Annotated in this window: 15 protein-coding genes; 6 read left to right on the top strand and 9 right to left on the bottom strand. The window is 66.9% G+C overall.

Annotated features, from left to right (window positions below):
- Positions 1 to 41: 41 nt before the first annotated feature.
- The 3 genes from AC1DFC_RS22460 to AC1DFC_RS22450 are packed head-to-tail and all read right to left on the bottom strand — an operon-like array spanning position 42 to position 3,067.
- Complete coding sequence (locus tag AC1DFC_RS22460; protein ID WP_478180026.1) at positions 42 to 797, bottom strand: GntR family transcriptional regulator; 756 nt, start codon at positions 795 to 797, stop codon at positions 42 to 44.
- Positions 798 to 811: 14 nt separating this feature from the next.
- Positions 812 to 1,552 (bottom strand): aspartate/glutamate racemase family protein, encoded by a 741-nt coding sequence (locus AC1DFC_RS22455; RefSeq protein ID WP_478180025.1) that lies wholly within the window; start codon positions 1,550 to 1,552, stop codon positions 812 to 814.
- A 21-nt stretch (positions 1,553 to 1,573) separates the two neighbouring features.
- A complete protein-coding gene (locus AC1DFC_RS22450) occupies positions 1,574 to 3,067 on the bottom strand; it encodes an NCS1 family nucleobase:cation symporter-1 (protein ID WP_478180024.1) in 1,494 nt (497 codons plus the stop codon).
- 366 nt (positions 3,068 to 3,433) lie between these two features.
- Here AC1DFC_RS22450 and AC1DFC_RS22445 point away from each other — a divergent pair, with 366 nt between their 5' ends.
- Together AC1DFC_RS22445 and AC1DFC_RS22440 are read left to right on the top strand one after the other, a co-directional pair.
- Positions 3,434 to 3,820 carry a VOC family protein gene (locus AC1DFC_RS22445; protein ID WP_413315623.1) on the top strand — a complete coding sequence of 129 codons (387 nt, stop codon included), beginning with the start codon at positions 3,434 to 3,436 and terminating at the stop codon, positions 3,818 to 3,820.
- A 9-nt stretch (positions 3,821 to 3,829) separates the two neighbouring features.
- The gene (locus AC1DFC_RS22440; protein ID WP_007838366.1) at positions 3,830 to 4,741 is read left to right on the top strand and encodes an amino acid ABC transporter substrate-binding protein; all 912 of its coding nucleotides are present in this window, start codon (positions 3,830 to 3,832) and stop codon (positions 4,739 to 4,741) included.
- Positions 4,742 to 4,825: 84 nt separating this feature from the next.
- On the opposite strand, the gene AC1DFC_RS22435 is transcribed toward AC1DFC_RS22440, so the two are convergent.
- The gene (locus AC1DFC_RS22435) at positions 4,826 to 5,761 is read right to left on the bottom strand and encodes a LysR family transcriptional regulator (RefSeq protein ID WP_478180023.1); all 936 of its coding nucleotides are present in this window, start codon (positions 5,759 to 5,761) and stop codon (positions 4,826 to 4,828) included.
- A gap of 135 nt (positions 5,762 to 5,896) precedes the next feature.
- Here AC1DFC_RS22435 and AC1DFC_RS22430 point away from each other — a divergent pair, with 135 nt between their 5' ends.
- The 3 genes from AC1DFC_RS22430 to AC1DFC_RS22420 all read left to right on the top strand — a co-directional run bounded on the left by AC1DFC_RS22430 (position 5,897) and on the right by AC1DFC_RS22420 (position 8,892).
- On the top strand, positions 5,897 to 7,549 hold the full coding sequence (locus AC1DFC_RS22430; protein ID WP_007838362.1) for a sensor histidine kinase: 1,653 nt from the start codon (positions 5,897 to 5,899) through the stop codon (positions 7,547 to 7,549).
- Positions 7,546 to 8,232: a response regulator transcription factor gene (locus AC1DFC_RS22425; RefSeq protein ID WP_007838360.1), complete on the top strand. Its 687-nt coding sequence runs from the start codon at positions 7,546 to 7,548 to the stop codon at positions 8,230 to 8,232. Before AC1DFC_RS22430 ends, AC1DFC_RS22425 begins: the two co-directional genes overlap by 4 nt.
- A gap of 174 nt (positions 8,233 to 8,406) precedes the next feature.
- Entirely contained in the window at positions 8,407 to 8,892 is a 486-nt protein-coding gene (locus AC1DFC_RS22420) for an SgcJ/EcaC family oxidoreductase (RefSeq protein WP_007838358.1), read from the top strand.
- A 14-nt stretch (positions 8,893 to 8,906) separates the two neighbouring features.
- Here the strand turns inward: AC1DFC_RS22420 and AC1DFC_RS22415 are convergent, their stop codons facing one another.
- Positions 8,907 to 10,625, bottom strand: coding sequence for a CehA/McbA family metallohydrolase domain-containing protein (locus AC1DFC_RS22415; RefSeq protein ID WP_413331914.1), 1,719 nt, complete (start codon positions 10,623 to 10,625; stop codon positions 8,907 to 8,909).
- A 165-nt stretch (positions 10,626 to 10,790) separates the two neighbouring features.
- Here AC1DFC_RS22415 and AC1DFC_RS22410 point away from each other — a divergent pair, with 165 nt between their 5' ends.
- Positions 10,791 to 12,821, top strand: coding sequence for a putative bifunctional diguanylate cyclase/phosphodiesterase (locus AC1DFC_RS22410; RefSeq protein ID WP_007838355.1), 2,031 nt, complete (start codon positions 10,791 to 10,793; stop codon positions 12,819 to 12,821).
- Between the two features lie 6 nt (positions 12,822 to 12,827).
- Here AC1DFC_RS22410 and AC1DFC_RS22405 read toward each other — a convergent pair whose 3' ends face one another.
- Genes AC1DFC_RS22405 through AC1DFC_RS22390 form a run of 4 tightly spaced genes read right to left on the bottom strand, consistent with a single transcriptional unit; the run spans position 12,828 to position 17,493 of the window.
- The gene (locus tag AC1DFC_RS22405; protein WP_413314636.1) at positions 12,828 to 14,054 is read right to left on the bottom strand and encodes a M20 family metallopeptidase; all 1,227 of its coding nucleotides are present in this window, start codon (positions 14,052 to 14,054) and stop codon (positions 12,828 to 12,830) included.
- A 20-nt stretch (positions 14,055 to 14,074) separates the two neighbouring features.
- Complete coding sequence (gene uraD / locus AC1DFC_RS22400; protein ID WP_413331915.1) at positions 14,075 to 15,853, bottom strand: 2-oxo-4-hydroxy-4-carboxy-5-ureidoimidazoline decarboxylase; 1,779 nt, start codon at positions 15,851 to 15,853, stop codon at positions 14,075 to 14,077.
- Positions 15,850 to 16,812: an allantoinase PuuE gene (gene puuE, locus AC1DFC_RS22395; protein ID WP_478180022.1), complete on the bottom strand. Its 963-nt coding sequence runs from the start codon at positions 16,810 to 16,812 to the stop codon at positions 15,850 to 15,852. Before puuE ends, uraD begins: the two co-directional genes overlap by 4 nt.
- Positions 16,813 to 16,818: 6 nt before the next feature.
- Positions 16,819 to 17,493 (bottom strand): GntR family transcriptional regulator, encoded by a 675-nt coding sequence (locus tag AC1DFC_RS22390; RefSeq protein ID WP_007838350.1) that lies wholly within the window; start codon positions 17,491 to 17,493, stop codon positions 16,819 to 16,821.
- Positions 17,494 to 17,508 lie beyond the last annotated feature (15 nt).

Raw genomic sequence — 17,508 nt, 5'->3', positions numbered from 1 at the left:
CGGGTGCCCAGGACACCTTCAGGCTGTCCTGCAGACCCTCCCTAGGCGAGCAGCGCCTTCACCAGATCGAGCTGCCGGTCAGGCTTCTCGGTGCCCAGTTCGAGGCTCGCCTCGATGCGCTCCAGGTGGTCATTCATGCTCTTCACGGCGGCCTCGGCATCGCCCTTGCGGCACAGGCGCAGGAAATCGGCGTGCTCGTCCGACGAGCAGTGCGGGTCGTTCGACGAGTGGTACAGCATGGCGATCAGCGAGCTGCGCGCCACCAGTTCGCGCACCAGCTCGGCCAGCGTGCGGTTGCCCGTGGCCTCGGCCAGCGCCACATGGAAGTCGCCCAGCAGCTTCTCGCGCACGGTGCCCGTGGTGGTGGTCTGGCGCAGCGCTGTGCGTTCGAACTTGATGTGCTGCTCCAGCACCTGGTAGTCGCGCGGCCGTGCGGCGGCGACGAACAGGCGCACCACCTCGCTTTCGAGAATGCGGCGCACCGCGAACACCTCGCGGGCCTCTTCCACCGAGGGCTGGCAGACGAACGCGCCCTTGTCGGGAATCATCTCGATGAGCTTGTCCTTCGACAGCATCAGCAATGCGGCGCGCACCTTGGTTCGGCTGACCGAATAGACCCGGCCCAGCGCCTCTTCGCGCAGCCAGGTGCCGGGCGGCAGGCGCTTCTCGACGATCGCGGTGGCGATGTCGTTGGCGATGCTTTCGATGGAGCTGTTCTTGTCGGCTGCGGCCGCGCCGTTCTCGGCTGGAACGGCGATGGCGGGGGGGGCGGAGGATTTGGAACTGGCGCGGGGCATGCGCGGATTGTGGCCTAGCTCGAAAGCGTAAAGCTTTCCAGTGCGCCAACGATGGGCTTGGGCAAGGGCTTCGCCAGCTCCCCGCGCTTGCTGGTGCGCAGCTTGAGGGCGACGAGCGACTCGATGAGCTTGGTGCCCGCGGCCACGCCGTCGATCACGGGCACGCCGAGCACTTGCTCGATATGCGCGCACAGGTCGGTCATGCCGGCGCAGCCCAGCACGATGCAGTCGGAGCCGTCTTCCTCGAGCGCGCGCCGGCATTCGTCGACGATGCGTTCGCGTGCACGCGAGCCGGGCTCCTCGAGTTCGAGCACCGGCAGCTCGCAGGCGCGCACGTTGGCGCAGAAGCGTTCCATGCCGTAGATCTCGGCCAGGTGCCAGGCCTGGCCCATGGTGCGGCCCAGCGTCGTCACCACGCTGAAGCGGCTGCCGATCATGCTGGCCAGGTGCATGGCCGCCTCGGCGATGCCCACCACGGGGCCGCGTGCCAGTTCGCGCGCGGCCTTCAGGCCCGGGTCGCCGAAGCAGGCGATCACGTAGCCGTCGATGTTGCCCTCGCGTTCGCCCGCCGCGATCTCCTGCAGCAGGCCCGGCACGGCCAGCGCTTCGTCGTAGTGGCTCTCGATGGAGACCGGCCCCATGGCCGGGCTCACGGCGACGATCTCGGTGCCGGCGTGCGCCACCGCGCGGGCGCAGGCACCGATCTTCTCGGTCATGCTCCAGGTGGTGTTGGGGTTGATGATCTTGATGCGCACGGCGCTCCCTTTCTCTTCAGTTCAAGTCTTGCTGTTGCGGTTCAGCACGGCATAGAGCACGAAGCCCAGGCCCATGCCGATGAACCACGCATAGTTCGCGCCACCGCGCAGCGCCGGCACCATCACGCACAGGATCGGCACGATGGCCGCCGGCACCAGCGCCTGGATCGCCTTCGGGTTGTAGCCGCCGCTGTACCAGTACTCGCCCTTCGGGCTCATGCTGTAGAGCGCGTCCACGTCGATGCGCTGCTTGCGCACGATGTAGTAGTCGGCAATCAGAATGCCGAACAGCGGCCCGATGAACGAACCCAGCACGTCGAGCGTGTAGTGAATGACCTCGGGGCTGTTGTAGAGGTTCCATGGCGTGAGAAACACCGAGCCCACCGCGGCGATCATGCCGCCCGTGCGCCAGCTGATGTGCTGCGGTGCCACGTTCGAGAAGTCGAAGGCCGGCGACACGAAGTTGGCCACGATGTTGATGCCGATGGTCGCGATCATGAAGGTCAGCGCGCCCAGCACGACGGCGGTGGTGCTGTCGATCTTGCCCACGGTGTGCACCGGATCGGTGATCAGTTCCCCAAAGACGGGCAGCGTGGCGGCGGTGGTGATGACGGTCAGCAGCGAGAAGAACACGAAGTTCACCGGCAGGCCCCAGAAGTTGCCCTTCTTCACCGCGTCGAAGCTCTTGCCGTAGCGCGAGAAGTCGCCGAAGTTGAGCATCGGGCCGCTGAAGTAGCTCACCACCAGAGCAATGGCCGAGAGCATCACGGGCAGCGCGTCCCAGCCCTGGAACTTGACGCCGCCGAGGTTCAGGTCGATCTTGCTCCAGCCCGCCTTCCACACCAGCCAGCCGCACAGCACGGCCATGACCACGTACACCGCCGGGCCGGCCCAGTCGATGAACTTGCGGATGGCGTCCATGCCGTGCCAGAAGACGAAGGCCTGCAGCACCCACATGACCATGAACGCGACCCAGCCGAGGGCCGACAGGCCGACGAAGCCGTGTTGCGCGACATCGGCATACGGCGCCAGGCCCGGCGCCATGTGCAGCGCCAGCACCATGAATGCGGCCGATGCGAGGTACGTCTGCACGCCGTACCAGGCCACGGCGATCAGCCCGCGGATGATGGCCGGGATGTTGGCGCCCAGCACGCCGAAGGGCGCGCGGCACACCACCGGGTAGGGCACGCCCGTCATTTGGCTGGGCTTGGCCACGAGGTTGCAGAAGAACTGCACGATCACGATGCCGACCAGCAGCGACACCAGCACCTGCCAGCTCGACAGGCCCAGCGCGAACAGGCTGCCGGCCGTGATGTAGCCGCCCACGCTGTGCACGTCGGACATCCAGAAGGCAAAGATGTTGTATTGGCCCCAGGTCTGCTTCTTCAGCGGAGCGAGGTCTTCGTTGGTCAGGCGCGGGTGGTAGCCCGGCTTGATGACGGCGTTCGATTCCGCGTGCGGCGCAATGCCGGCTTCGCTTGCCCCCGCGGGGGCCTGGCTGACGACTGTGCTCATGGTCTTTCCTCGTGCGGGTGGGTGGATCGGGACCCGGTTTTGACGCAAATTTAGCGCCGGTTTTTCGGATGCGTTATTTGTATACAAAAACTGCACGCAATCAAGGCCATTCGAGGAATCATATATCCGTAGATTCCCTGATGTGTGTGGCGCTGTTGTTCGGCTGGGCCACGGCGCACAGGCACGACGGTGGCAGGTCGCCGGACCTCCGTGGGTGATTAATCGAAATTCTTATGGCTCAGATGGAAAATATATCGTTTTCCATTGTGAAAGGTGCTGCTTAGAGTCGGGTCCATCCCCACTCCCCCGATGGAAAGCCCCATGAGCAACACAGCCACCCGCATCCCGTTTCATCTTGCGTTCCCGGTGCGAGACATCGCCGAGGCGCGCGCGTTCTACGGCGACTTGCTTGGATGCCCTGAAGGCCGCAGCGCGCCTGAATGGGTCGACTTCGATTTCTACGGCCACCAGATCGTGGCGCACCTGGCACCCGACGAATGCGGCCACCGCCAGAGCAGTTCGGTCGACGGTCACGACGTACCCGTGCGCCACTTCGGCGCGATCGTTCCGATGGATCAATGGCAGGCCATGGCCGACAAGCTCGTGGCGCGCCAGACAAAGTTCGTCATCGAGCCCTACATCCGGTTCAAAGGAGAGCCCGGCGAGCAAGCGACGATGTTCTTTCTGGACCCCTCAGGCAACGCGATCGAGATGAAGTCGTTCGCCGACTTGAGCTCGCTCTTCGCACGCTGAAAGAACTGCATGACCAAGAGCAGCAAAAGGAGCCTTGCCTTCGCAGCGGCGCTTGCCGTCGTCTGCGGGGCTGCGGCGGCGCAAACCGACACCTTGAAGAAGGTCAAGGAGTCGGGCTCGATTTCCGTGGGTGTCCGCGATGCGTCGGGTGCCATGTCGTTCACCCTGGGGCCCAACAGGTACACCGGCTTTCACGTGGAGATCTGCGAGCGGATCATTGCCGACATCAGGAAGGCAGTTCAACTCGACAGGATCGACGTGAGGTACCAGCTCGTGACGCCACAGAACCGGATTCCCCTCGTTCAAAACGGTACGGTGGATATCGAATGCGGCACGACGACCAACAATGCAGCGCGGCAGAAGGAGGTTGCCTTTGCACCGACGCTCTATGTCGAAGGCGTTCGCATCGCGGTCAAGGCCACGTCGGGCATCACGCGCCCCGCGCAGCTGGCCGGCAAGACCGTGGCGGCCACGACAGGAAGCACGTCCGTGCCGGCGCTGAGAAAACTCAAGCGTGAGGGCGCGAACGGTATCGAGGAGGTGCTCGCCAAGGACAACAGCGAAGGATTCCTGCTCCTCGAGGCGGGCCGAACCGAAGGATTCGTCGCTGACGGGCAGATCCTCGCGACGTTGATCTCGAAGAGCAAGGAGCCGGAAAAATACAGGCTCCTGGACCAGGTTCTCAGCGTCGAGCCGCTCGCGATCATGTTCCGCAAGGGGGATCCTGCATTCAAGAAGCTGGTCGACGACAGCGTCGTGGCATTGGCCAGGAGCGGCGAAGTCGCACGGATCTACGACAAGTGGTTCATGCAGCCGATTCCGCCTCACAACGCCAGGGTGGGGCTGCCGGCAAACGCCATGACGAAGGCTGCCTGGGCCGACCCCACGGACAAGCCGATGGAGTCTTACGAGTCCCGTTGACTGCCGATGGTGCGCGGAAAGTCGGCGAACCAGCGGTGCCGAGTCCGGCCCGCATGCGAGGCGATCGAGCGGCGCTCCCCGGTTTCAGGTACGGCGCGGGATCGATGCCCTTGCGCGGCTGGCATTCCGCGCAGGCAATGTGTTCGGCTTCGCTTCAGCCGCATCGCGCAGGCATTGGGCGAAGTGCGCAACCATGGGCGGGCTGGCCCGGGGCTTTCGCTGGAGCAGGCCGATCTCGCGCTGGAAAGTGACCGCGCCCAAGGAGACGATGCGCACCTGCGCAGGCAAGGGCAGATGCGCCTCGACCAGCGGCACGAGCGCCACGCCCAGGCCCCTGGAGGCCAAGTGGATCAATCCGGGAATCTCGTCGACCTCGATCGCATCGTTGACCGCCAGGCCTTCCCGACGCAGAAACCCCTCGACCATCCGCCCACCGAACGAAGCCCTGTCATAGCGCAGGAATGGCTGTTCCTGGATCAGCGTGCGCCAATTCTTCGTTACCGGCAGGGCCTTGGGCACCACCAGCACGTAGGGCTCGTGCACCAGTGGCTGCCACGTCAGGTCGGCAGGCATGCCGAACGGAGGGCGGATGATCACCGCGGCATCGATCTTTCCGGCGTCCAGGTCGTCCATCAGGCGCATCGAGACGCCAGGCGACACATGGACACGCACGAGAGGAAAGGATTTGCGCAGTTGCTCAAGCGCGCGCGCCAGCAGCGTGGGCTGCGCCGAGGCAATCGAACCTACGCGAAGAAGCCCCTGGGTGGCGTTGTCGTGAGGAAGCTCCCCGAGCTTGGCGAACAGCGCGCAGATTTCTTCTGCCCGCGGCAAGGTCGTCTGGCCTGCGACATTCAAGGTGGCCGATCGGCCTGTTCTGTCGAAGAGCTCGAACCCCAGGGCTTCTTCGAGTCGCTTCATCTGGCTGCTCACCGCCGATTGAGTAAGCCCGATTCGATCGCCGGCCGCCGCGAAGGTGCCGAGCTTGCACACCGCAATGAAGGTCTTGAGTTCGTTGATCACCCTGGAAGCATCGCAAACATCGATGCTCGGGTCAACCAAGCATCATCGCAGGTGATCAATGCCGACCCGTCGAGCGGCATGGGCTATTCTTCGAACCCTTCAAAACGAGTGTTCGCCAGCGCGCCGCACCGATCGATGCCTTCCATCAAATTCCGCACGCGGCTCTCGCTGGCCTTCGCAACGCTCGTTGCGCTGGTGTGCATCCAGGCCGGTTTCATCTACCTGGGTTCCGAGCGCGTTACTTTCGCCAAGCAGCACAGCCGGCTTGCGAGCGACATCCTGTCCGATCTGCTGGAGCTGTCCACCAACAAGCAGCGGCTGCGGGTCTGGGCCTCGCAGCGGCTGATGAACGGCGACGCGCCGATCGAGGCACGCGACCGCTGGCTGGCCGGCATGCGGACCAGCGCGGCCAGCCTGCACGACCTGACGCAGCGCGACCTGGCCTGGTGGACCCAGGCTTCCTCGGCGCGCGGCACGCCTGTGCCCGAGGCGGCGACCCAGCTGGCGGCCAGCATCGACCTGCTCGACGCCAACATCGCCGAAGTCCAGGCCCGCCTGCTGCGGCTGGAGCCGTTGGAGGAGGGCGCGGAGTTTTCATCGGTGTGGCAGCAGCTCAACCAGGTGTTCGACGTGACGCGCGGGCGCGACCTGCGCGAACTCGTCAACGGTGCGATCGCGCGCCAGCGCGAGGCGGTGCCGGTGGCACGCAAGGCCACGGAACGCGCCGTCGAGGTGCTGCGCCTGCAGGCCATCGGCCTCGCAGTGCTGACCCTGGTGGCCGCGGTGCTGATCGCCATTCGCCTGAACCGGCGGCTGCAGGCGCCCATCGCCGGCCTGCTGGCCGGCACGCAGGCCCTGCAGGCCGGCCGCATGGACCATCGCCTGGAGGTCGGGTCGAGGGACGAGTTCGGCCAGGTGGCAGAGCATTTCAATGCCATGGCCGCCGAGCTGCAGCAGCGCCGCAGCGATGCCGAAGCCGCGCGGCACAAGCTCGAAGCGGCGGTGGATGCGCGCACGGCCGAGCTGCAGTCCGCCCACGTCACGCTGCAGAACATCGACCAGCGCCGCCGCCAGCTGTTCGCCGACCTGAGCCACGAACTGCGCACGCCGGCCACCGCCATCCGCGGCGAGGCCGAGATCGCACTGCGCGGCGCCGACAAGCCGCCGGCCGAATACAAGTTGACGCTGTCGCGCATCGTTGGCGGTGTGGAGCAGCTCGCGCGGGTGATCGACGACCTGATGCTGATCGCGCGCGCCGAGGCCGACCAGCTCGTCATTCGGCAGGACCGGGTGGACCTGGGCCTGCTGGTCGGCGATGCGGCCGAGCAGGCCGAGGCGCTGGGGGCGCTGCATGGCGTGGGGGTGCGCCTCGATGCGCCGCACGACGCACAGCCGGCGCTTGTCCACGTGCACGCCGATGCCGATCGGCTGCGCCAGGCCCTGATGATCGTGCTGGACAACGCGGTGCGCTATTCGCGCGCCGGCGGCGCGGTTCGCATCGGTTGGCGCGAGCTCGACGGATGCGTGGAAATTGCCGTGCGCGACCAGGGCATCGGCATCGACGCCGACGAGCTGCCCACGGTGTTCCAGCGCTTCACGCGTGGCCAGCGCGCCCGGGCGCACCGCGTCGACGGCACCGGCATCGGCCTGTCGATCGCGCAGGTGATCGTTTCCGCGCACGAAGGCCGCATCGACATCGAGAGCGAGCCATTCGTGGGCACGACGGTCCGCATCCGGCTGCCGCGTTTCGACGGCACCGATTTCCCCACGGCGCCGGAGGCCGCATGAACAACATCCTGGTGGTCGAAGACGATCCGCGCGTGGCCGACTTCCTTCAGCGCGGCCTGCGGGCCGAAGGCTATGGCGTGCAGCTGGCCCGCACCGGAACCGAGGGCCTGGCGCTGGCGCGCGGCGGCGAGCCCGCGCTGCTCATCCTCGACCTGATGCTGCCCGGCCTCAGCGGCCTGGAGCTGTGCCAGACGATGCGCGCCGAGGGCCACCATGTGCCCGTGCTGATGCTCACGGCCATGAGCTCGCTGGAGGCCAAGGTCAACGGCCTGCGGCTGGGTGCGGACGACTACCTCACCAAACCCTTCGCTTTCGAAGAACTGCTCGCGCGCATCGAGGCGCTGCTGCGGCGCGGGCGCGAGCAGCGCGTGAAGGCGAGCAGCCTGCAGGTGGCCGACCTCGTTCTGGACCGCGAGCGCATGCAGGTCACGCGGGCCGGCCAGCCGATCGCGCTGACCGCGAAGGAGCTGGCCTTCCTGGAACTGCTGATGAGCGCACCCGGGCGCGTGTACAGCCGCGAGCGCATCCTCTCGAACGTGTGGGGCACCAGCGAGGACCCGCTGACCAACGTGGTCGACGTGTACGTGCGCCGCCTGCGCGCCAAGATCGACGAGGGCCATCCGCTCGCGCTGCTCAAGACCGTGCGCGGCTTCGGCTACCGGCTCGACGCGCAGGAGGCCTGAGCGCGCGCGGGGCGCCCGTTCATCCGTTGTTCATCTGCGCTTCAACTCGCATTCATGGCCCGGCACGGGTCGTGTTCATGAGCGCGCCGCAGACTTGATTCCTGCCTCGCGAATGCGGTGCAGCGCCGGCCTGAACCGGTGCTTCAACAACTTCCACAACAAGGAATCATCTCCGTGAAGAAAAGTCTCGTCGCCAGCGCCGCCCTCGGCGTCCTCTCTCTCTCGCTCGCCACCGGTGCGCTGGCCCAGGGATCGGGTACGGCCGTCTGCACGCCGGTGGATGCGGCGCAGGTCAGCGCCTTGTTCGACCGCTGGAACAACTCGCTGCGCACGCTGGACCCCGACAAGGTGGTCGCCAACTACGCCGCCGACGGCGTGCTGCTGCCGACCGTGTCGAACCAGCCGCGCACCAACCCGGCCGAGATCCGCGACTACTTCGTCAAATTCCTCAAGGGCGAGCCGCAAGGAAAGATCGACCAGCGCGTCATCAAGATCGGCTGCAATGTGGCGCAGGACGTCGGCACGTACACCTTCCGCTTCAAGGACGGCGGCACGGTGCATGCGCGCTACACCTACGTCTACGAATGGGTGAACGGCCAGTGGCTGATCGCGCATCACCACTCGTCGGCGATGCCCGAGGTGCGCGCCCCGAAGAGCTGACCGGCAGCGACTGCCTACTGCGCGGAGACCTTTACGAACACCGGGTTCGAATAGAACCAGAGGTCGCCGTAGTTGCGCGCGTTGATCGCGTTGAAGCGCGCCACGTTGTCGGTGCCCGTGGTCTGCGCATCGGGCAGCGGCTCGCCGCCGGCGGTTTCGTTGGGCACGTCGGTGCCCAGGTTGGTGCCGCGCAGGCGGAAGTACTGGTTGTTGCCGGCCTTCACCGTGTAGCTCACGGTGAAGTAGCCGTCGGCGTCGAGCTTCCAGTCGCTGCGGGTGAAGCGCTTGAGCACGTGCGTCGACGGGTTGGTGTCGCGCGAGTAGCCCGGCGTGCCCGGCAGTTCGGGGCCGGTCACGTCGCCCGCGATCAGGTCGATGTGATCGACCACCGGCTTCACGTTGGCGAAGCGGCCGCTGCCGAGCTGATACTCGAAGTTGTTGCGCTCGGGGCTCTTGAAGCGGATGATGATCTTAAGGTCTTCACCCGGCTTTGCTCCCAGCTCCGAACCCATCTCGCTTATTCCCTTGGCGCCTTGCACCTTGAAGTCGAGCGCGTCGATCAGGCCGCCGTTCACCGCGAAGAGCTTGCCCGTGCGCATGGCCGCGAGCAGCGACTTCGGGTCCTTGATGTCTCCCCACAGGTGGTTCCTGGCGTACTCGCCGGGCGCGTAGCCGCTGCTGTACTGGCCCTGCGAGACGGTGAAGTGGTAGTCGGAGTCGGCCACGTTCCAGATGCGGCGGCCTTCGGAAAGCAGCGCGTCCCAGGTGCCGCCCAGTTTGGCAACGAGATAGTCGACGCCGCCATAGGTGCGCGAGGGCAGGTTGGCCGCGATATAGGCGCTGTTGTAGCCGCCACGGTCGGGCTCCATCTGGTTGCCGACCATGCCTTCGAGCGAGAACACGATGTTCGGCGCGAGGTCGTTCATCTCGCGCAACTGGGCGATCGTATACTTGCCGGGGTTGCGCGACGGGTGGTTGATCTGCAGGTAGCTGGTGTCGGGATAGTTCTTCTTGAGCCAGGCGATGGCTGCGAGCGTCTCGGCGTGCGTGTTGTAGCCGGTGCCGGCCTTCTGACCCCACGCGGCGACGTCGGCGGCCGGGAAGAGGGCGGGGTCGCGGTTGGTGAAGAGGTACTCGAACTGGTTCGCCGCCTTGAGCGCGGCGCCCGACATGGGGTTGTCGGTCAGGATGCCGACGTTGCCGTGGTCGTGCGAGGGCATGTCCCACTCGAAGGCCGTGAAGATCGTCTTGTCGGCGTACTTGCCGCTGGCCTGCAGCGCCTTGATGCGCGGCACTTGGTACTTGGCCATGCCTTCCGAGAACGGAATCTGCGCGGCCAGCTTGTTGCCATCGTTGTCGTAGGAAGACAGGCGCAGGTGGTCGGACAGCGCGGCCCAGTCGAGCCCGAACTCGTCGAAGGCCTTGGCCAGCACCTGGTCGAGCGTGGAGATCTGCTGGGTGTCGTCCGACTGCATCGTGTGGATGTGCAGGTCGCCGACGGTCCAGCGTCCGGGCGGCACGGACGGGGCGGGATCGGCCGGCTGCGCAGGAGCAGGTGCGGGCGCGGGCGCCACAGCAGTCGGGGTGCCGGGTGTCGTGGGGAAGAAGGCCGGGGCGCTGGAGCCGCCTCCGCCACCGCAACCGGCAAGCGCGAGCGTGCCGATGGCGAGTGTGGAGAGCAGGCTGCGGCGCAACGGCGGGGTGGTCGGTAGAGCAATCGGGAAGATGGACATGGCTGGCTTGAAAAAAGCGACGCGGACTGGAAGCGCGCGTCTCTGCGAAAGCCGCGAGTCTGGGATGGAGCCATGACATCCGGGTGAAAGTCGAACGAAAGTTCGTTGTTGCCGCGCACCAGTCGGGGCGCTGGCGCGGCCCGCGCCCTAAACTGTGCTCCTTTCATGATTCCCCGCGCGCCTTCTCCCGAGCTCACTGCGTCCGTCGACGACCTGGTGCTGTCCCGCACGGTGCGCACCGACCAGCTCGTGGCGATACGCCGCAGCGTGCTGCGGGCCATTCCGATCAACGTGGTGCTGAGCTGCGCGGCGGCGCTGATCGCCGTCAACGCCGGCCGCGCGTTCGAAGGGCTGTGCTGGCTGCTGCTGTCCCTCATGGTGAACGGACTGCGCCGCTACATCTGCCGCTGGCCGTTCGCACCGTCGCCGGGCACCACGCCCGACAGCAGCGTCGCCACATCGCCGAGCGCCCGCCCGGTCGAATGGCACCTGCGGTTGACAGCCGGCCTGGCCGCGGTGTCGGGCTGTGTGTGGGCGCTTATTCCGCTGCTGTGCGACGGCTACTCCTCGCCGCAGGCGGTGTTCTACCTGACGGTGGTGTGCGGCATCTGCGCGGGGGCGGTCACCTATGGCATCGCCTATGCGCTCGTGCCCATCGGCTTCATCACGCCGGCGCTGCTGTCGGTGGCGGGCTGCCTGGCGTATGCGGGCGGCTTCGACAACCTGTGCCTGGCGGCGCTCGTGCTGCTGTACCTCGGGGCGCTGGGGCGCGGCGCGCTGCACAGCGACAAGGCCTTCCGCGAAGGCAGCCGCATCCGCAACGAAGCCACCGCCATGGCCGCCCAGCTGCGGCTGGCGCACGCGCTCTCGCTGGATGCAACGCAGCAACTGGCCTTCCGGGCCTCGCACGATTCGCTTACCGGCCTGTTCAACCGCGAGGGCTTCACCGAGGCCGCGACGCTGCGCATCGCCACGACCGATGGCCGCCAGCACGGCCTGCTGCTGCTCGACCTCGACGGCTTCAAGGCGGTGAACGACGCCTTCGGCCACAAGGCCGGCGACCGCGTGCTGCAGGACGTGGCCCGCTGGCTGCAGCGGGAAACCGCAGACATGCAGGCGGTCCTCGGGCGCTGGGGCGGCGACGAATTCGCGCTGCTCTACAGCCTGTGGGACGAGCGGCAGGCGCCCACGGCCATCGCGCAGGGGCTGATCCGTTCGGTCTCTTTCGCCACGGCGCACTACGGCGGTCACCTGGGCGTGAGCATCGGCATCTCGGTGTCGGGCGAGGCCGAGATCGCCGACATGATCAGCTTTGCCGACGAGGCGCTCAACGAGGCCAAGCGCCTCGGGCGCAACCGCTGCCAGCTCTTCGACAACGCGCTCAACCAGCGGCTGGCCACGCGGCGGGACGTGGAGCGCGACCTGCTGCGCGCCATCGAGGCGCGCGACATCGGCGTGTGGTTCCAGCCGATCATGAACAGCGACGGCTGCGAGGTCCATAGTCTCGAGGCGTTGATGCGCTGGAACCACCCGCGCCACGGCCAGATCGCTCCCGAGGAAGTGATCTACGCGGCCGCGAGCACCGGCGTGGCGGAGCCGCTGCTGCGGCACCTGGTCGACGAGGCCTGCCTGGCCATGCGCCAGCTCGAGGCCGCGGGCTCCAGCCTGGCCGCAGCGCCGGTCGCCATCAACGTCTCGCCACGCGAGATGGCGCAGCTCGCGGTCGACGACATCGTGCTGGGCATGCTGAAGGAGCGCGGCATCGCGCCGCGCCGGCTGCAGATCGAGATAACGGAAGAGGTGGCGCTCGACACCCATGCCACGCGCGGCCGGTTGAGCACGCTGTCGGCCGCGGGCGTGGCGATCGTGGTCGACGACTTCGGCGTGGGCTATTCGTCGCTGGCGTCGCTGCGCAGCGAGCACGTGCGGCAGGTGAAGATCGACCGCAGCTTCACGCTCGGCCTGTCGTCCTCACCGGGCAACGTGGTGCTGGTGGATGCCATCGTCCAGCTCGGCCGTTCGCTGAACATCCAGGTCGTGGCCGAAGGCGTCGAAACGCAGGACGAGCTCGAGGCCCTGCGCGCGCTGGGCTGCAAGCTGGTGCAGGGCTACCACCTGGCGCGGCCCGCGCCGCTGTCCGAACTGATGGCGTGGGCGGCTTCGCGGGCGCTGCCGGCGCACGCCAAGGGCGCCTGAGCCGGATCAGGCCAGCAGGTCGCAGAGCGTGCGCGCGATCACCTTGGTGGCGCGGCGCAGGTCTTCGAGCACCACGCGCTCGTCGCTGCGCTTGGCATGCGACTCGAGCACGGTGCGCGGGCCGGCGCCGTAGATCACGCCAGGAATGCCGGCTTCGACGTACAGGCGCACGTCGGTGTACAGCGGCGTGCCCATGGCCTTGATCGGCTCGCCGAACAGCTCGCCGCCGTGCTTCTGGATGGCATCGACCAGCGGCTTGTTGCCGGCCAGCGGCTGCATTGAGTTGGCGAGCAGCAGGCGCTTGATCTCGACCGTGATGCCCGCGCTTTCGGCGGCGGCATCGGCGATCACCTTGCGGATCGTGGCTTCGACCTCGACCGGGTTCTCCTCGGGGATCATGCGGCGGTCGAGCTTGAACACCACCTTGCCCGGAACCACGTTGGTGTTGGTGCCGCCCTCGATGCGGCCGACGTTGAGGTACGGGTGCGTGATGCCCTCGACCTTCGACGTCACCTGCTGGTAGAGCATGTTCTGCGCATAGAGCGCGTTGAGGATCTTCGTGGCGCCCTGCAGCGCATCGACGCCGGTGGTCGGAATGGCGGCATGTGCCATCTTGCCGTGCACCGTCACTTCCATCTGCAGGCAGCCGTTGTGCGCGGTGACCACTTCGTAGCTGAAGCCGGCCGCGATCATCAGGTCGGGCTTGGTCAGGCCGTTCTTGAGCAGCCAGCCCGGGCCGAGGATGCCGCCGAATTCTTCGTCGTAGGTGAAGTGCAGCTCGACGCTGCCCTTGGCCGGTTTTGCTACCGCTTCGAGCGCGCGCAGCGCGAAGGTGAAGCTCGCGAAGTCGCTCTTGCTGACCGCGGCGGCGCGGCCGTAGAGGCTGCCGTCGGCGATCTCGCCGCCGTACGGGTCGTGCGTCCAGCCTTCGCCGGGCGGCACCACGTCGCCGTGGGCATTCAGCGCGACGGTACGGCCTTCGCTGCCGTACTTGCGGCGCACGATCAGGTTGGTGATCGATTCGAGGCCGTACTCCTTCACATCCTGCGCGGGCACGGCGTGCTTCTCGGCGTCGAGGCCGAAGTCCTTCAGCAGTTCGGCGGTGCGTTCGGCGTGCGGCGCGTTGTTGCCGGGCGGCGTGTCGGTGGGCACGCGCACCAGTTGCTGCAGGAACTGCACTTCCTCGTCGAAGTGGGCGTCGATCCAGGCGTCGAGTTTGGCGTAGTCGGTCATGGTTGTTCTTCTGTGGTCGGTCAGTGGGCTTGCTCGGTGGCGAGGTTGTCCAGCAGGAGCTGGAATGCTTGCACCGCCAATTGAATATCGTCGTTGGTGCTCGATTCGAGCGGGTTGTGGCTGATGCCCGAGTTGATGCCGCGCACGAAGAGCATGGCCTGCGGCATCACCTCGTGCAACTTCATCGCGTCGTGGCCGGCGCCGCTGGGCATGCGGAAGAGCGGAATGCCGAGGGCATCGACCGCTTTTTCCCATCGCTGCTGCCAGGCCGGTGCGCTGGGCGCGGCGGCGGCGCGCATCGTCTCCTCGAGCTCGTAGCGAACGCCGCGGCGCTCGCAGATGTCCTTCAGTGCGTTGACCACGTCGTTGGCCAGCGCGTCGCGCTGCGCATTGTTGGGCGCGCGCAGGTCGAGGCTGAACTTGCAGCGCCCCGGCACCACGTTGATCGAGCCGCTGGGCACTTCGAGCATGCCGACAGTGCCGACCGAGTCCCCGTCCTTCGCGGCGCGCTGCTCGGTGTAGAGGATCAGCTCGGCCACGGCCGCTGCTGCGTCGCGGCGGCGGTCCATCGGCGTGGTGCCGGCGTGGCTGGCCATGCCGATGACCTCGCCCACGTAGCGCACGCTGCCGTTGATGGAGGTGACGATGCCCAGCGGCAGGTCGAGCTCGGTCAGCACCGGGCCCTGCTCGATGTGCACTTCGACGAAGCCGAGGTAGCGGGCCGGGTCGCGCTGGATCTTCGGAATGTCTTCCTGCTTCAGGCCCGCGTGCTGCATGGCCTCGCGCATGGTGATGCCGTCGGCATCCTTCTGGTCGAGCCAGCGCGGGTCGAAATGGCCGATGAGCGCGCCCGAGCCCAGGAAGGTCGCCTTGTAGCGCTGGCCTTCTTCTTCCGCGAAGCCCACCACCTCGAAGGCGAAGGGCAGGCGCCTGCCTTGCCGCTTGAGTTCGCGCACGCAGGCCATGGGCACGAAGATGCCGAGGCGGCCGTCGTACTTGCCGCCGTTGCGCACGGTGTCGTAGTGCGAACCGGTGAGCAGCGTCTTCGCGTCGGGCGTGCTGCCTTCATAGCGACCCACTACGTTGCCGACCGCATCGATGTCCACCGAGTCGAAGCCGCACTCGCGCATCCACGTGGAGATCTGCGCGGCGCAGGCACGGTGCGCATCCGTCAGGTAGGTGACGGTGAGCTGGCCCTTCTCGGCATAGCCCGGGTCGGTGTGCACCGAGAGCTGCTCCTGCCAGTCCCACACGTCGTTACCGAGCGTGATGTCGGCGGCGAACTTGTCGTCCAGGCGGATCTCGGCGATGCGATGGATGTTGCGCAGCGCCTCACCGAGTTCGAACCCCGGGTGGTTGTACAGCCGGCGCTCGAAGGTGTCGATGATCTCGCGCTTGGTCAGCCCGGTGCCGCGCGGGCCGCGCACCGCGAGGATGAACGGAAAGCCGAACTTCGCGTTGTAGTCGGCGTTGAGCTGCTGGATCTTCGCGAACTCCTCGGGCGTGCAGCCGGTCAGGCCGGCCTTGCTCTGCTCGTTGGTCGATTCGGCCGTCAGCGTCTTGCTGACCATGGCCTTGCCAGCGAGCTCGGGGTGGGCGCGGATGAGGCCGATCTGCTCGTCGGTCGACGACGCGGCCAGCGCCTGCACCATCGAATGCTTCAGGTGTGCGAGCGAGCGGAAGGGGCGCGCGGCGAGCGCGCGCTGCGCGATCCAGGGCGAGTGCTCGTAGATGCCGTCGAGCAGTGCGACGGCTTCGGCCGGCACCGCGGCGTTGAGTTGGGCGATGGTGAGGCTCATGATGCGGCTCCGGCTTCGAAAGGATGCGCGTGCTTCCAGTGGCGCGCGATGTCGACGCGGCGGCAGACCCACACCTTGTCGTGCTTGGCGATGTGATCGAGAAAGCGCTGCAGTGCCGTGATGCGGCCGGGCCGCCCGAGCAGCCGGCAGTGCATGCCGATGCTCATCATCTTCGGGCTGTTGTCGCCATTCGGGTCGCCCTCGGCATAGAGCGCATCGAAGCTGTCCTTCATGTACTGGAAGAACGGATCGGCGTGCGAGTAGCCCTGCGGCAGCGCGAAGCGCATGTCGTTGCAGTCGAGCGTGTAGGGCACGATGAGCTGGGGCACCACGCTGCCGTCGGTCTTCTGTACCTTCATCCAGAAGGGCAGGTCGTCGCCGTAGTAGTCGCTGTCGTATTCGAAGCCGCCGTAGTCGGCCACGAGGCGGCGCGTGCGCGGGCTGTCGCGGCCGGTGTACCAGCCAAGCGCCCGCTCGCCGGTGAGCTTCTCGATGGCTTCCATGCCCAGGCGCATGTGCTCGCGCTCGGTGGCTTCGTCGAGGTTCTGGTAATGAATCCAGCGCCAGCCGTGGCAGGCGATCTCGTGGCCGAGTTCCTTGAACGCAGCCGTGAGCTCGGGGTAGCGCTCCAGCGCCATGCCCACGCCGAACACGGTCAGCGGCAGGCCGCGCTTCTCGAACTCGCGCAGGATGCGCCACACGCCGGCGCGCGAACCGTATTCGTAGATGCCTTCCATGCTGATGTGCCGGTCGGGAAAACTCGCCGGGTTGAACATCTCGGAGAGGAACTGCTCGGAGCCCGCGTCACCGTGCAGCGTGGCGTTCTCGCCGCCCTCTTCGTAGTTGAGGACGAACTGCACCGCGATGCGCGCGCCGCCCGGCCACTGGGCGTGCGGCGGGTTGCGGCCGTAGCCGACGAGGTCGCGCGGGTAGGGCAGGGTGGTGTCGTAGACGGTCATGGATGTTCAGGCCAGGGCGAGCGAGATGTCGTTGGTGGGGACCTTGCGGTCGAACGTGAGGTTGGCCTCGACGTGCTCCAGGTGTTCGGTCATGAGGCGCACGGCGCGTTCCTCGTCGCGCGCGGCCAGCGCCTTCACGATGTCGGCGTGCTCGTCGTTGGAGTGCTCGGCAGCGCTGGCGCTCTGGTACATCAGCGTGATGAGGGCACAGCGAGAGATGAGTTCGCCGAGGATCTGCGCCAGCACCTGATTGCCCATGAGCTCGGCCATGCGCACGTGGAAGTCGCCGAGCAGCTCGGTGCGGCCCGAGATGTCCTCGCCCGACACGGCGGACTTTTCGAGCGCGACGTGTTCCTTCAGCGCCTTGATCTTGGCTGGCGTGACGGTGCGCACGAACTCGCGCGTCATCTCGGCCTCGAGCATGCGGCGCACAGCGAACACTTGCCTGGCCTCGTCGACCGCGGGCGCGGCCACGAAGGCGCCGCGCGCGGGTTCGAGGCGGATGAGCTTGTTCTGAGACAGCTGGAACAGCGCCTGGCGCACCAGCGTGCGCGACACGCCGAAATGATCGGCCAGCTTCTGCTCAGCCAGCTTGGTGCCGGGCTGAAGCCGGTGCTCGACGATGGCCTTCGTGAGGGCATCGACGATCGAACGGGTGGTGGAGGACTCCATGTTTTTCATGATAGACCCAAAGCC

The organism is Variovorax sp. 10L421, from assembly GCF_056395365.1.
The sequence above is the reverse complement of the archived record's forward strand: the minus strand, read 5'-3'. Positions and strand labels throughout refer to the sequence as shown.